General features: G+C 60.9%; 14 protein-coding genes. 8 read left to right on the top strand and 6 right to left on the bottom strand.

The annotated features are described in order from the left end of the window. Positions 1-263: 263 nt before the first annotated feature. Entirely contained in the window at positions 264-1,322 is a 1,059-nt protein-coding gene (locus AB6O04_RS16990; protein WP_368565386.1) for a YeiH family protein, read from the bottom strand. Positions 1,323-1,418: 96 nt separating this feature from the next. Between AB6O04_RS16990 and AB6O04_RS16985 the strand changes: the two genes are divergently transcribed. Beyond that, a complete protein-coding gene (locus tag AB6O04_RS16985; RefSeq protein WP_368565384.1) occupies positions 1,419-2,312 on the top strand; it encodes a LysR family transcriptional regulator in 894 nt (297 codons plus the stop codon). Between the two features lie 476 nt (positions 2,313-2,788). On the opposite strand, the gene AB6O04_RS16980 is transcribed toward AB6O04_RS16985, so the two are convergent. Continuing rightward, complete coding sequence (locus AB6O04_RS16980) at positions 2,789-4,378, bottom strand: phosphoethanolamine transferase (RefSeq protein ID WP_368565424.1); 1,590 nt, start codon at positions 4,376-4,378, stop codon at positions 2,789-2,791. Positions 4,379-4,455: 77 nt separating this feature from the next. Continuing rightward, positions 4,456-5,301 carry a phosphatase PAP2 family protein gene (locus AB6O04_RS16975; RefSeq protein WP_368565383.1) on the bottom strand — a complete coding sequence of 282 codons (846 nt, stop codon included), beginning with the start codon at positions 5,299-5,301 and terminating at the stop codon, positions 4,456-4,458. A gap of 284 nt (positions 5,302-5,585) precedes the next feature. On the opposite strand from AB6O04_RS16975, the gene AB6O04_RS16970 reads away from it, so the two are divergent. Together AB6O04_RS16970 and AB6O04_RS16965 are read left to right on the top strand one after the other, a co-directional pair. Then, positions 5,586-6,314, top strand: coding sequence for a response regulator transcription factor (locus AB6O04_RS16970; RefSeq protein WP_368565382.1), 729 nt, complete (start codon positions 5,586-5,588; stop codon positions 6,312-6,314). Then, on the top strand, positions 6,307-7,578 hold the full coding sequence (locus AB6O04_RS16965) for a sensor histidine kinase (RefSeq protein WP_368565381.1): 1,272 nt from the start codon (positions 6,307-6,309) through the stop codon (positions 7,576-7,578). The genes AB6O04_RS16970 and AB6O04_RS16965 overlap by 8 nt, the downstream gene beginning before the upstream one ends. A gap of 361 nt (positions 7,579-7,939) precedes the next feature. On the opposite strand, the gene AB6O04_RS16960 is transcribed toward AB6O04_RS16965, so the two are convergent. Continuing rightward, the gene (locus tag AB6O04_RS16960; RefSeq protein WP_368565380.1) at positions 7,940-8,287 is read right to left on the bottom strand and encodes a hypothetical protein; all 348 of its coding nucleotides are present in this window, start codon (positions 8,285-8,287) and stop codon (positions 7,940-7,942) included. Between the two features lie 46 nt (positions 8,288-8,333). Continuing rightward, positions 8,334-8,606, bottom strand: coding sequence for a hypothetical protein (locus tag AB6O04_RS16955; protein WP_368565378.1), 273 nt, complete (start codon positions 8,604-8,606; stop codon positions 8,334-8,336). A 284-nt stretch (positions 8,607-8,890) separates the two neighbouring features. On the opposite strand from AB6O04_RS16955, the gene AB6O04_RS16950 reads away from it, so the two are divergent. The 5 genes from AB6O04_RS16950 to AB6O04_RS16930 all read left to right on the top strand — a co-directional run bounded on the left by AB6O04_RS16950 (position 8,891) and on the right by AB6O04_RS16930 (position 12,287). Next, positions 8,891-9,541 carry a methyltransferase gene (locus tag AB6O04_RS16950; RefSeq protein ID WP_368565377.1) on the top strand — a complete coding sequence of 217 codons (651 nt, stop codon included), beginning with the start codon at positions 8,891-8,893 and terminating at the stop codon, positions 9,539-9,541. Positions 9,542-9,548: 7 nt separating this feature from the next. Continuing rightward, the gene (locus AB6O04_RS16945; protein WP_368565376.1) at positions 9,549-9,905 is read left to right on the top strand and encodes a YkgJ family cysteine cluster protein; all 357 of its coding nucleotides are present in this window, start codon (positions 9,549-9,551) and stop codon (positions 9,903-9,905) included. A 23-nt stretch (positions 9,906-9,928) separates the two neighbouring features. After that, positions 9,929-10,153 (top strand): hypothetical protein, encoded by a 225-nt coding sequence (locus tag AB6O04_RS16940; RefSeq protein ID WP_368565374.1) that lies wholly within the window; start codon positions 9,929-9,931, stop codon positions 10,151-10,153. A 422-nt stretch (positions 10,154-10,575) separates the two neighbouring features. Then, positions 10,576-11,529 (top strand): ABC transporter ATP-binding protein, encoded by a 954-nt coding sequence (locus AB6O04_RS16935; RefSeq protein WP_368565372.1) that lies wholly within the window; start codon positions 10,576-10,578, stop codon positions 11,527-11,529. Beyond that, the gene (locus tag AB6O04_RS16930) at positions 11,526-12,287 is read left to right on the top strand and encodes an ABC transporter permease (protein ID WP_368565371.1); all 762 of its coding nucleotides are present in this window, start codon (positions 11,526-11,528) and stop codon (positions 12,285-12,287) included. Before AB6O04_RS16935 ends, AB6O04_RS16930 begins: the two co-directional genes overlap by 4 nt. Positions 12,288-12,606: 319 nt before the next feature. Here the strand turns inward: AB6O04_RS16930 and AB6O04_RS16925 are convergent, their stop codons facing one another. Next, entirely contained in the window at positions 12,607-13,620 is a 1,014-nt protein-coding gene (locus AB6O04_RS16925) for an OmpA family protein (protein WP_368565370.1), read from the bottom strand. Positions 13,621-13,631: the final 11 nt, after the last annotated feature.

Here is a 13,631-nt window from a genome sequence, read left to right as displayed (position 1 = left end):
CGGGTACGCATGAGCGCGCCCTGGCGCGACCCGTGCCTTTGTCCGATCGCGAGGAAGAGTTCGCGGCCAGGAGGCCACTCCTGCAAGAGCTGGAAAATGCCCCGACAGACTTACCCAGAGGCAACGCCAACGAACTTCACCCCGGAAGTTTCGTACCCATTCTGCCAGCGAAGGCGTCGCTCGCTTTCATCGGAGCTTTGCCGCCATGTAACTCATTGCGATGCAGTTGTTTCTCAGGTTCCAGCGCCGCCATCAAGTTCTCGCTACAGCAGCGAATTCACACCCGCATTCAATGCCCAACCTCCACCCACCAGGATGCAGAACAGCACCGCGGCCAACAGCAATGGCTTCATGCCAGCCTGGCGAATCGCGCTTACCTGGGTGCGCAGTCCGAGCGCCGCCATTGCCGTCGCCAGCAGCACTGTGTCGATCTGGACAATGCATGCTACCCAAGCCTCCGGCAGTAGATGCAGCGAATTGAATGCGCTGACTGCAATGAACAGCACGGCGAACCATGGAATGCAGATCTTTGCTGCGCCAGTCGAAGATTCATTCGCGCTGTCGGTACTGCGACGAAGGTGCGATGACAACAGCAGCAGGAACGGCGCCAGCAGCATCACCCGCAACATCTTCTCGATGACAGCGGCGGACGCGGCCGTTTCGCTGATCGCCTTGCCTGCCACCACTACCTGCGCCACTTCGTGGATCGTCGAGCCGGCGAACACGCCATACGCGTGTTCGCTGAAACCCAGATACGGATAGAGCACGGGGTACAGGAACATGCCGACCGTGCCGAACACCACCACGGTGGCAACGGCGACCGACACCTTGTGCGCCTGTGCGCGCACTACCGGCTCGGCCGCCATGACCGCCGCCGCGCCACAGATAGCGCTACCGGCGCCGATCAGCATCGAAGTCTCACGGTCCAGCTTGAATACGCGAGTGCCCAGGCCGACGGCCAAGCCGAAGATGGATGCCACCACCACCATGTCGATCACCAGCCCGGCCATGCCTACCTCGGCAATCTGCTGGAATGTGATGCGAAAACCGTACAGCACGATGCCTAGGCGAAGTAGCGTGCTCTTCGAGAAATCCACGCCAGCAGCGGTGCGATCCGCAACCGAAGGAAACAAGGTGTTGCCGAGCCCAATGCCCAACAAAATGGCCAAGGTCAGAGCGCTGAGCCCTGCTCCCTGGGCCCAAGGCATCCGTGCCAGCATCATCGCCAATGCGGCGATAGCGCCGACGGCGGCCAGTCCCCACCAGAACGGGGCGGGCCGGACAGTCCAAGGCCAGGCACGGGGCGATGAAACCGGACGCATACGTGGAGCCGACAAAACGAAGCACCCAAGTTAGCCCGAGCGCTACAATGAGTCCAAGGCATATATTTCACATATGCATGAGTTTTACTCATGGTAATGAATCTGCATCTGCTGCGAATGTTCCTGACGGTGGTAGAGCACCGGAGCTTTTCCCGCGCCGGCGACGCACTGCACGTGACCCAATCCGCGGTTTCCAAGGGCGTGCGGGAGTTGGAGAACCAGCTGGACCTGCCGCTGATCGAGCGCGGATCCGGCGCGAAGGGCCAGCGCGGCGTGCAGCTGACCGATAGCGGGCAAGCCTTGTATGAACACGCGCGCGGCATCTTCGCCATGGAACGCATCGCCATGGAAGACATCCGTGACCGCATCGAACTGCGCAAAGGCCGCCTGCGGATTGGCGCCAGCACCACCGTGGCCGGCTATTGGCTACCCGCCTGCATCGCTCAGTTCGTACGACAGCATCCAGGCATCGAGTTCGACCTGACGGTTGCCAATACCGGCGAAATCGGCCACGCGATCGTCGATGGCCGTATCGATGCGGGGTTCGTCGAAGGCGCCGTGGACGACGCGAGAATTGAAGCCAGCCGATGGAAAAGCGAAGCGCTGTTGCTGGTCGTTGCTCATGATTCGTCGTTGGGCGCCAAACGCCGTCCGACAGCAGCCGAGCTGAGCAAGCAGACCTGGCTGTTGCGCGAACCTGGATCGGGTACGCGGCAAGTGACCCAATCACTGCTCGAAGCGCACGGAATCGCCCCCCAGACGTGGGTCGAGATCGGCAGCAACGAAGCGATCGCCAGAGCAGTCGCCGCCGGTGCTGGTGTGGCGGTACTACCCGCGGTGGTGGCGGAGGACCTGATCGCCATCGGCCGTTTGCGCAAACTCAAACTGGAGGGCAATGGTGACTTGATGCGACCGCTGTTCCGCCTGGAACTTGCCAACCGTCCGCGTTCGCCAGCGTTGCAGGCGTTCCTGGATTCAGCAACTTTATAGGAAGGAGCGGCGTCCCGCCGCGAGCTCTTGCCATCAGATCGCGCGGAAAAGAAAAGGGATTGAAGCCCACCGTTCGCCATCCAGACGCGCTGCGGCGCGTTCTTGATCGTGTTCGCTGAACGGCTATCGGGGCGCGGAGCGGCGTCCCGCCGCGAGCTTTTTCCCTGGCGATTCGATAAAGCAAGAGCTCGCGCCGGGGACGGCGCTCCTACAGGTCATGGGTGTTTGCTCTTGTAGGAGCGGCGTCCCCGCCGCGAGCTTTTCGTTCCGATCGCAATAAAGCCAAAGACGATTGAAACTTCTTGTTCGCCATCCAGACGCGCTGCGGCGCGTTCTTGATCGTGTTCGCTGAACGGCTATCGGGGCGCGGAGCGGCGTCCCGCCGCGAACTCTTGCCGTCAGATCGCGATAGCAGCGAAGAACTCGCGCCCCTAAGGCTCTCCTTTGCAGGATGAATACCAAGGTGGCCGTTCGCCCTAGCCCGCCGCGCTCCTGCACTGCGCAAACAGATCCCAGGACCGATCGTAAACGGACGTTTCGACCCGCATCAGGCCTAGCAGCGACGAGAACAAATAATCGTGGCTGGCCGGCTTGGCTGCTCGCCGGCGCAGGCAGCCTACATCAAGGTGGTTGTCGCGCGCGAAATCCGGCGAGAACCACATCACCATCGGCACTCTCGTCTGTTCGCGAGGAGCGATGGCATAGGGCACGCCATGCAGATACAACCCATTCTCGCCTAGCGATTCACCATGATCGGACACATAGATCATCGCAGTGTCGTAGCCCTGCACCCCCTTGAGCCGGCCGATAGTGGTGGCAAGGAAATGGTCGGTATAGAGCAGCGCGTTGTCGTAGGCGTTGACGATCTGTTCGCGACTGCATTTTCCGAGTTCGGGCGTTTCGCAGGCAGGCGTGAACTTTCGGAAGCGTGCAGGGTAGCGTTCGAAATAGCTGGGGCCATGGTTGCCCAGTTGGTGCAGGACCACGATCCGGTCGCCGGCACCTGGGTGAATTCGCGCTTCCAAGTCCTGGATGAGAATCTCGTCCAGGCACCGCTGGTCATTGCATAGAGCCGTGTTCTTGGCGTCGGTCAGCCGGTCAAAAGGCAGCCCCTCGCATATGCCCTTACATCCCGATTGATTGTCGCGCCACAGGACAGGAATGCCGGCGCGCTGCAGCACATGCAACACGGATTGGTGGCGCTCGATCTGCTTGCGATCGTAGTTATGGCGACCGTACGGCGAAAACATGCAAGGCAACGACACCTCGGTGCTGCTGCCACAGGAGGTCACATCGGAAAAATTGATGACACCCGCTTGTGCCAGCTCCGGAGTGGTGTTGCGCTCATAACCATTCAAACCCCAGTTCTTGGCACGCGCAGTCTCGCCTATCACGACCACCAGCAGCCGCGATTTTTCGCCGGCCTTGGCGGGAAGCAGGCGCGCATCGGTTCCTATCGGTAGCCGTGGCGGCTTCAGGCCCGGCGGATCGGCCAGCAGCACCTGCAACAGTGAAACAAGATAGTTGGCGGGAGTAACCAGGTAGCGCACTTCCCGCTGATTGCGTATCAGCGAGGAAAGGTCCTGAAACGACAACAATGCCCCCGCGGCACCCGACAGTAGTAGACCGCAGAGGAACGCGATGCGGATTCCCAGCGCCCGGATTATTTTCCGCCGGCGGATACGGACACGCCACAACAACGCGATCGGCACCATGGCCGACAAGATTGGCAGCATCAAACCCGCCGATAGCAGTTCGCTGGATTCCCGGCCGTCGGTCTGCAACACATTGCGCATCATGTCCGTATCCAGATAGATGCCGTATGCGTGCATGTAGTACGCGGCGACGGATGTGACCAACAGCAGCAGCGACAGCAATGGCTTGGCGATCCAGCGGTTCGCCACCAGTCCCAGCAGAAAGGCGTGCAGAGAGGTCACCACCAGGAACAGGGAAAGAGCGAACTTCCATGCCGCCACTGGATCGGGTACTGCCCGCTGCCAGAAAGACAGATTGCTGAAAACGCTGAAGAACACGCTGGTCAACAGAATCAGCGATTCCAAGCTCATTTCCGGGCGGAAGCTCCGCCACGCCTGCCAATGGTTGGCAACGTACCGTCGGGCTTGCGCGGATGCCGGCCAGGCGCTCATCGCGCGTTTCCCGGCGCAGCCGGGCCCGACGCGGGAATAGTCGACGTTTCGGATGCGTTATCAATGACTGCAACAACGCCGGCACGGCCTGACGCGCCCGTGCCTACCTGCAGCATGCCCACATGGAGCAGGAGCGCCGTAGACCAGCAGATCATCAGCGTCCACAGATCATGGGAAAAGAAATGTGCACCTCGCAGCTGTTGCGCGATACCGAAAGTCGCGCCGGCAATCAGGCCTATCGCCAGTCCTCGCCAGCGCCAGGCAGGTCGTCGGTCCAGGAAAAAGAAGTACAGCGCGATCCACGCATAGCCCGCGCCCGCATGTCCGGCCGGAAAGCAGGACGCAGGCGGCATCCACGCTGGACGTGTGGAGAACCAGCCGAAGTACGGGCGATCACCGCCATAGCGCAGCAGGTCCCAGGGACAGTCCAGGCCTGATTCCCTCTTGATCACGCTGACCAGTGCGGTCGACAACAACACCGATACCCACAAGTACAGCAGCGGTTTCCGCCATGGGCGCAGCGCTGGCGCACGCCACGACGCCATCCACGCAAGCAGGACGCCCAACCAGACAACCGCACTCAAATGCCTTCCGCCGACATGGAGCAGATGCTCGGTGACAAAGTGGCTATGCAACGACCATGCATGTCCTTCGGTGGTATAGAGCTGATCGGCAAACCATAGATCGCCATGCAACGGACCCAGCCACGTGACCGCCACGGCAAAGGCCAGTCCCGGGTACAGCAGATGATTCGCCAGCCACCGGAGCTGATTAGCTGTCGTCGGTATGCCGCCACTTTCGCCATCGTTGACCAACATCTCCGAAACGCTTCGCAGGGCCATCGCTTCGCACCTCGACGGCGGCCACATCGGCTCCGTTTCATCGACGCGGCATGCTCCAGGCGCGTCTGTCGGAGAGCGGTCGGAGCGAAGTTGGCGATGCGTTAAATCGGATCGACGTTTATCCGAGAGCAGAATTCGGGCAGTGCCTGGCTAAAAACTTACCCGCATCTTGGCGTTGGCGACGTGGGAGAATCCCGGGAAACGTCCCGTCAGGTTCGGCCGGGTTCCGACAGGTTTCCGACGTGACCATTGCCATGCTGTCGAGTCAACATTGGATCTTTGCCATGCGGCTGCTCGTCGTTGAAGACAACCGGAATCTGGTCGCCAATCTCTTCGACTATTTCGAAGCACGCGGCCATACGCTCGATGCCGCGCCAGACGGCATCACCGGCCTGCACTTGGCCACTATGCAAACCTACGATGCCGTCGTGCTGGATTGGATGCTGCCGCGCATGGACGGCCCGGAAGTGCTGCGCAAACTACGCGAAGAACATGTCTCCGATGTGCCGGTGATCATGCTTACCGCGCGCGACGAATTGCCCGACAAGATCGCCGGCTTTCGCGCGGGAGCCGACGATTATCTGACCAAGCCCTTTGCATTGCCCGAGCTGGAAGTACGGCTGGAAGCGCTGGTCACACGCGCCAAAGGCCGCGGCCGTGCACGCGTGCTGGAAGTGCATGACCTGCGCCTGGATCTGGCCACACTGGAAGCCAGTCGTGCGGGCAAGCCGCTGCATCTGTATCCCGCCTGCCGCAAATTGCTGGAAGTGCTGATGCAGGCTAGTCCGGGCGCGGTCACCCGTGAGCGTCTGGAATATGCGTTGTGGGGCGACAGTCCGCCGGACGGCGACATGCTGCGCTCGCATATCTACGAACTACGCCGCAGCGTGGATGGCCCCTTCCCAGTCAAGCTGATCCAGACGTTGCCGCGCGTGGGCTACCGGCTCGCCACGCACGCCGAGGGCACTCACTCCGACGGCACACACGCCGAGGCCAAGCACGGCGATGCGTAAGCTCAGCCTAAAGAACCGCCTGTTGTTCTGGCTGCTGGGTTATGTCGCCGCGTTGTCGCTCACGCTGTTTTTTGGCGGCATGGCCGTCAATGAATATGCCGAGCGCATGGTCTGGCAATCGCTGCTGAAGACCGAAATGGACTATTACCTGCACCGCGCATCGGACGATTCCAGTTATCGCTGGAAGGACACCGACACGCTCAGGCTGTTCACGTTGAATTGCGAAAGCGCTGTGCCGCCCACCTTGGAAGGCCTGGGTCCTGGCTTGCACGACGATGTTCCTGTGGAAGGCGTGTTGAGCGTCGTCCTGGTTGACGACACGCCACGTGGACGAATCGCGCTGGCGATGGACATCACGGAGTTCGAAGGATTCGAGGAGGTCATCGTCCATAACATGCTGTTGGGCGCGGCCGGCCTGGTGCTAATCCTGGGCGCTGTTTTCGCCTGGGGCCTGGGCCGGGCGGTCAAACCGCTAAGCGATCTTTCCGGCGGCATCATGGCATTGCAGCCGGACCGGAAAGGCCAGACGTTGGCGTTGGATACTCATGCCAGTTCCGAACTGGTGGTCATCGCCGATGCCTTGAATGATTATCTTCGGCGCAATGAACGCTTCGTGGAACGCGAACGCGCCTTCATCGACAGCGCCAGCCACGAACTACGAACGCCTATCGCGGTGATCGCCGGCGCCGCCGAACTGGCGCTCGAACAACCCGGCCTGGGTGCTACCGCACGCGCGCAAATGACAAGGGTGAAGCGGACCACGCAAGACGTCGAACAGTTGATCGGGCTGCTGTTGGTACTCGCCAAGGATCCTTCGCGGCTGGCCAATATCAGCGATCAGGTGCCACTGGATCAGCTACTTCCGGAGATCGTCGAGGACCATCGCTATCTGACCCGCGACAAGGTGCTGGTACTGAGACTGGACGAACTGCCGGCTTGCGGAATCTTCGCGCCGATGATGATCGTACAGGCGGCCATCGGAAACCTGCTGCGCAACGCCATCGAGCATAGCGACCGTGGTGAAATCCGGATTCGCCTGGAGACGCCGGCAAAGGTGATCATCGAAGATCCGGGCCATGGCATGTCGCCGGAAGAGATCAGCGCTATCTACACGCGCCTGGCGCGCGGCGAAGGGCGCGGCGGCGGCGGTATCGGGCTGGAACTGATTTCCCGATTGTGCAATCACCTCGGTTGGGCGCTGGATATTTCAGCGCAAGCTGGAACCGGCACACGTACTACGCTGGATTTTGTGCCCGACGCTTAATGTCCGTAGCGGACCAAGCACAGGTCGCTGGGTCCCGGCGTTCGCCGGGATGATGAAGCTATTTTCTCTGCGGATCGTTTAAACGGATGAAAGCAAGCGAACCTGAAGCGCGTCGCAGAGATGTTGCGTGAGATATGACATCGTCATCCCGGCGAACGCGGGACCCAGCGACTTTGCTCCAAAGCATCTTGGTCAGAGTGCAGAGTAGGCGCGGCGTCTCGCCGCGAGCTTTTGATGTTTGTCGCAGCGTGCGCTGCGCGCACGGGCCGTTCCACCTACACCTACAGCCGTGTTGCTCCCTGCATGGCATGCGTCGGCCGCGTGAGGCCGACCTACCGAACTTTCCGATGCGGAGCGCGGCTTACCAGCGCGAAGAACGCGGTTTGACGCCAGGCGGATTCATGGCGCGTGGATCGAGATCCTTGACGAGGGCCATCAGTTCAACTGACGCGAAGTTGCCGTCGCCATGCAGGTCCAACGAACCTTTCTGGCTTTTCGCAAGCACTTCCTGCGGCAGATACACCTCATCCCCCACGACTGGCGGCCTTTTCTGACTGCACAGGCGCAACGGCAAACGCAGCGTACTGGAGCCCGATTTGCGCCAACCCTGGGTGGGAATCAACCGGCTGACCATCGCGCTGTCAAGGCTGACATCAACGTAGCCATCCGCGATTCCACAGCACTTACCGATACCGATATCGAAGCTCATTACCTTCTCCCGTTTACGGCCGGGAGGGCTCGGCCCGGCGCCGTGTTCAATGGTGGATCACCGTCATGGAGAAGGCGTAGTTGGAAGATTCCAGCAACTTTCTCATGCGCAGTTCGACGACTTTAGGATTAGGCAGCCGCGGCGACGCGCACAGTGAATAGGTAACGGTGGTGTGCCCGGCGATGCTGTGCATCTGCCGATTCACGCTGATGTCGAAAGAATCGCAAGCGTCGGACCACAGCGCACGCAATGTGGCCGGCCCAATGCTCTGACGATTCCCCAGATGGAATTTGAACCACTCGATATGGCTTCTCATCATGGGCTTGCTCCGGTCGGTTTTAGCGAGTATGCGCTTTTCGGAGTCGATGCGGGGTCAACCCGTCCATTTAGGCGCAAATAAGCGGACTTCCGGTGCAGGTGGGGCGGCGTGAATGAGCGTTCACAATCAGGCCAAAAGCAGGAATTTCTCGCATGACCAGCCATTAGGGCGTACGATGCCCTAGCAACATATTCATTATGCGTTTCGCCCGGCCGGTTTCCGTCGCCGTTTCGCTCCTTTCCGCATCATCGCCGTGCAGTACGCCGATGCACCCGGGAGCGCCGATGTCGGCCTATCTCACTCGTTTGCTCGATATTCGTATCGGCGGACACGATTTCCAAATCCGCGCACTGAAAGACCTGCAACAGTTTTCCGATCCGGACGGCGCGGCGGATCAAGCGGGTATTTCCTCGGCATTGTGGTCGTTGTTCGGCCAAGCGTGGCCGGCGGGCAGGATCATGGCCGACGAGATGTCGCATCACGACATAGCCGGCAAGCGCGTTTTGGAAATCGGCTGCGGACTGGGACTTGCCAGCCTGGTTTTGCAGCGGCGCGGTGCGGACATCACCGCCAGCGATCATCACCCGCTGGCGGAGTCGTTTCTCATGGATAACGCGGAGTTGAACGGCCTTCCTGCGATTCCGTACTGCGATTTGCGTTGGGAAAGGCCGGACGAAGCGCTGGGTTTGTTCGACCTGATCATCGGCAGCGACGTGCTTTACGAACGCGGGCATGCGCGTCTGTTGGCCGCATTGGTGCGGCGCCATGGGCAGCCGAGCATGGAAGTGCTTATCACCGATCCTGGCAGAGGCAACAGCGGCGCGTTCTCGCGCGCAATGTCGGATCTTGGTTTCGTCTCCACCGAGCAGCGGCTGCGATTCAAGGAAGAGGACACGCTCCCCTTTCGCGGCCGCCTCTTGAAATATCTACGTTGAGTTATGTATGACCGAAGTTTCCGATCCCCGCCTCAGCATCGACGAAAGCGATGATGACCAACGCGTCGATACAGCAGTGTCATGCTCGCATTGCGATGCGGTCTGCTGCCGGCTGACGGTGGTGGTGATGCCTGACGACAAAGTTCCACGTCATCTGGTCGAGCGCACCGCCGCGGGATTGGACACCATGGCGCACGGCGAGGATGGCTGGTGCGTTGCCGTCGACCCGATCCACATGCATTGCACCATCTACGATCAACGCCCGGCGATCTGCCGCAAGTTCGCCATGGGCAGCGCCTATTGCCGCGATGAACGCAGCAAGTACCGTGACCGCAGTTACGAGATACCACTGACGCTGCGCTGAGATCTCCCTGACTGGAGTTCGCCATGAACGTTCGTACTCAAAGCATCGATGTCGTTTCGGATGCCGGGATTCCGGCCAAGATTCTGCAGCAGACGCGCCATGCAATCCGGCGGGGCGGCAACGAAGTGGAACCCGCCTACGAGCCCGCGCCGATTTACTCGACAGAGGACGGCGAAGGCGTGGAGCGACTGTCAGATGAGCATTTCACCGCCGTTCTCTCGCGCCGGTCGTTTCGGCTTTTGAAGTAGGCGCTGCCCCGTTAGGGCGCGCGCTGCTCACGCTTGGCGCTGGAGCTGTGCCTGGCTTTGCCACTATCGAGAACCAACCATCAGCCACATAGCGGGAAGTACGTAAGACGCCTATTCGGGCCGACGTCATCAATACCGCCCCGTATCGTCATTGGAAACCTGGGAGTCAGGAAGAAAGCGGCGTCCCAGCCGGCAATCGTGGTGCCGCTCTACGAAGAGCGGGCTACTACGGTGCAACCGCGTAGGCCGTGCGGGCCGACCCACGTAGGCGGGGCCATGCCCCCGACCGTAGGAGTGTCTTCGCGGCCGCACCGCAGCGCGTCTGTACACGCACAGGGATTCATATTCCCGCATCCGGGACAACGGCAGCGGCCTGGCTCCGGTAGGATTCACGCGGTTCATCGCACCCAAGCAGGAGCGCCGTGCAATCCATTATTTCCGTCAACCAGCTAAGCAAAACTTACGCGTCCGGTTTCCAGGCGCTCAAGCGTGTCGATCTGGATATCCGCCGCGGCGAGATCTTCGCCCTGCTCGGCCCTAATGGCGCCGGCAAGACCACGCTGATCAGCATCATCTGCGGCATCGTCAATCCCAGCGAGGGGACGGTGCTGGCCGACGGCCACGATGTCGTTCGCGACTATCGCGCGGCGCGCAGCAAGATCGGCCTGGTGCCGCAGGAACTGTCCACCGATGCGTTCGAAACCGTCTGGGCCACGGTGAGATTCAGCCGCGGCCTGTTCGGCAAGCCGCCCAATCCGGCCCACCTGGAAAAAGTGCTGCGCGACCTGTCGCTGTGGGACAAGAAGGACAGCAAGATCATGGCGCTGTCAGGCGGCATGAAGCGGCGTGTGCTGATCGCCAAGGCGTTGGCGCATGAACCGCAGATCCTGTTCCTGGACGAGCCCACCGCCGGCGTCGACGTCGAGTTGCGGCGCGACATGTGGCAGATGGTACGCCAGCTGCGCGAGAACGGCGTGACCATCATCCTGACCACGCACTACATCGAAGAGGCCGAGGAAATGGCCGACCGCATTGGTGTGATCAACAAGGGCGAGCTGATCGTGGTCGAAGACAAGCATGTACTGATGCGCAAGCTGGGCAAGAAGCAGCTGACGCTGCAGCTGCACAACCCGCTGCAAGACATCCCCGGCGAATTGTCCGCGCTACCGCTGGAGCTGACCGACGACGGCCATGCACTGGTCTACACCTTCGATGCGCAGAGTGAAGAAACCGGCATTGCCGCGTTGCTGAAGCGGCTGGGCGAACTGGGCATCGACTTCAAGGATCTGCATTCCAGCGAAAGCTCGCTGGAGGAAATCTTCGTCAACCTGGTTCATAACGGCAATGCCCACAACGGCAAGGAGGCGCGCGCATGAACTGGTATGCGATCCAGGCCATCTACCGTTTCGAGATGGCGCGCACCTTCCGCACCATCACCCAGTCGATCGCCTCGCCTGTACTTTCGACGTCGCTGTACTTCGTGGTGTTCGGCGCGGCGATCGGTTCGCGGATGGGTGACATCGGTGGCGTCAGCTACGGCGCTTTCATCATCCCGGGCCTGATCATGCTGTCGCTGCTCAACGAGAGCATTTCCAATGCCTCGTTCGGCATCTACATGCCCAAGTGGGCCGGCACCATCTATGAGCTGTTGTCGGCGCCGGTGTCGTATGTGGAAGTGGTAGTCGGCTATGTGGGCGCCGCGGCGACCAAGTCGTTGATGCTGGGCGTGCTGATCCTGGTCACCGCCCGGATATTCGTGCCCTACGAGATCGCGCATCCATTCTGGATGTTGTGCTTCCTGCTGCTGACCGCGGTGACCTTCAGCCTGTTCGGTTTCATCATTGGCCTGTGGGCCGACGATTTTCAGAAGTTGCAGGTCATCCCGCTGATGATCGTGACGCCGCTGACGTTCCTAGGCGGCGCGTTCTATTCGATCAACATGCTGCCGCCGGTGTGGCAGAAGATCACCCTGTTCAATCCGGTGGTGTACCTGATCAGCGGCTTCCGCTGGAGCTTCTACGGCGTGTCCGATGTCAATGTCGTGATCAGCCTGGCGGCGATCATTGGGTTCTTGATTCTCTGCCTGATCGCGGTGTGGTGGATTTTCAGGACGGGGTACAAGCTGAAGAGTTGAGTGGCGGCGCGAGGTAATTCCCTGTGGGAGCGACGTGAGTCGCGACGTGGATGTTCCCGGTCGCGACTCACGTCGCTCCCACAAGGGCTGCATTGCATCGCGTAGAGCGGAGCTTGCTCCGCTGCTCTTCGATTCGGTGCAAGAAGAAGCAAAGGCAAAAGCAGCGGAGCAAGCTCCGCTCTACGTTATAGCGGCACCTGTAGGAATGGTGCCGGCATGCCGGCACCATTCCTACAAAGAGCGGAAGCAAATCCCCCTCAATTCCCCTTTATTAAAGAGGGAGGCAAAAGCGGAACCTTTCTCGCTCACCGCTTCTATCTCAACGCGTAACGTTGAACTTCACTTCCACCCGGCGGTTCGGGATCAGGCATTCGCGCAGGGCCGCTTGAGGCTTGACGCCTTCGCAGCGCTGCACCTGCTCGGTGTCGCCACGGTACGCGTTGGTGATCAGGCTCTCGGACACGCCGCGGGCGATCAGCAACTCACGCACGGTACGGGCGCGGCGTTCTGACAAACCCTGGTTGTAGTCGTGGCCGCGTCCTTGCAGACGGTCGGCATGACCGATCAGCTCAATGCCGGTCAGCGTCAGGCCTTCTTCGCGGATGCGTGCAAGTGCCTGATCCAGGCTCTGCAGCGAGTAAGCGCGAATGTCGCCTTTCTGGTCGCGGTCGAATTCGAACAGCACGTTGGCGGTCAGCGCGAGCGGTGGCTGCGGACCGGCGGCGGGAACGGCGCCGCACTGGCGCGCCAGCGCTTCGGCGTCGTTGACCCAATCCTCGGCGATCTGGATATAGGGCTTGGAATGCCGCCACTGCTGCTGGTTCAACTCGTTGCCGGCATGCACCAGTTCCACTTCACCGCAAGCCACGGCCTGCTGCGCACATTCGAAACCGGGCGTGCCGTGGATGGCGCCCAGGCGCTTCCACAAATCCTCGCGTACGCGTGCGGCACCGTTGACCAGTGGCGTGTCGGTGGGCAGTGGCGTAACGCCCTGCTCCATGCCCACGATCAGCTTTTCCGACTCGGTCAACGCCTCCTGCGGGAAGTCGCTGCGGTCGTTGCGGGTGTATTCGTGGAAGGACACGTCCAGCCAGCACTGCGCCTTGGAAAGGTGATAGTCGCGCACCGGGCGGCCACCGTCGTTCAGCGCCTGGATGCGGCCCTGCGTCTGTCCATAATCGGACAGGTCGGCATGGATCGCTTCGTCGGTGATGCGCGCCTCCTGCGGAGCCAGCGTGGTCTGTTGGCCGTTGGCGGCGGCTACTACGGCGAGTGAGGCAGCGATGGCGATGCCGAGAATTTTCTTGGCATTCTTCATATTGGTATTTTTCATGGTCTGCATTC

This window comes from Pseudoxanthomonas sp. UTMC 1351 (genome assembly GCF_040948865.1).
Lineage (GTDB): Bacteria > Pseudomonadota > Gammaproteobacteria > Xanthomonadales > Xanthomonadaceae > Pseudoxanthomonas_A.
Note: the sequence above shows the minus strand (reverse complement) of the source record. Positions and strands in the feature narration are given on the sequence as shown.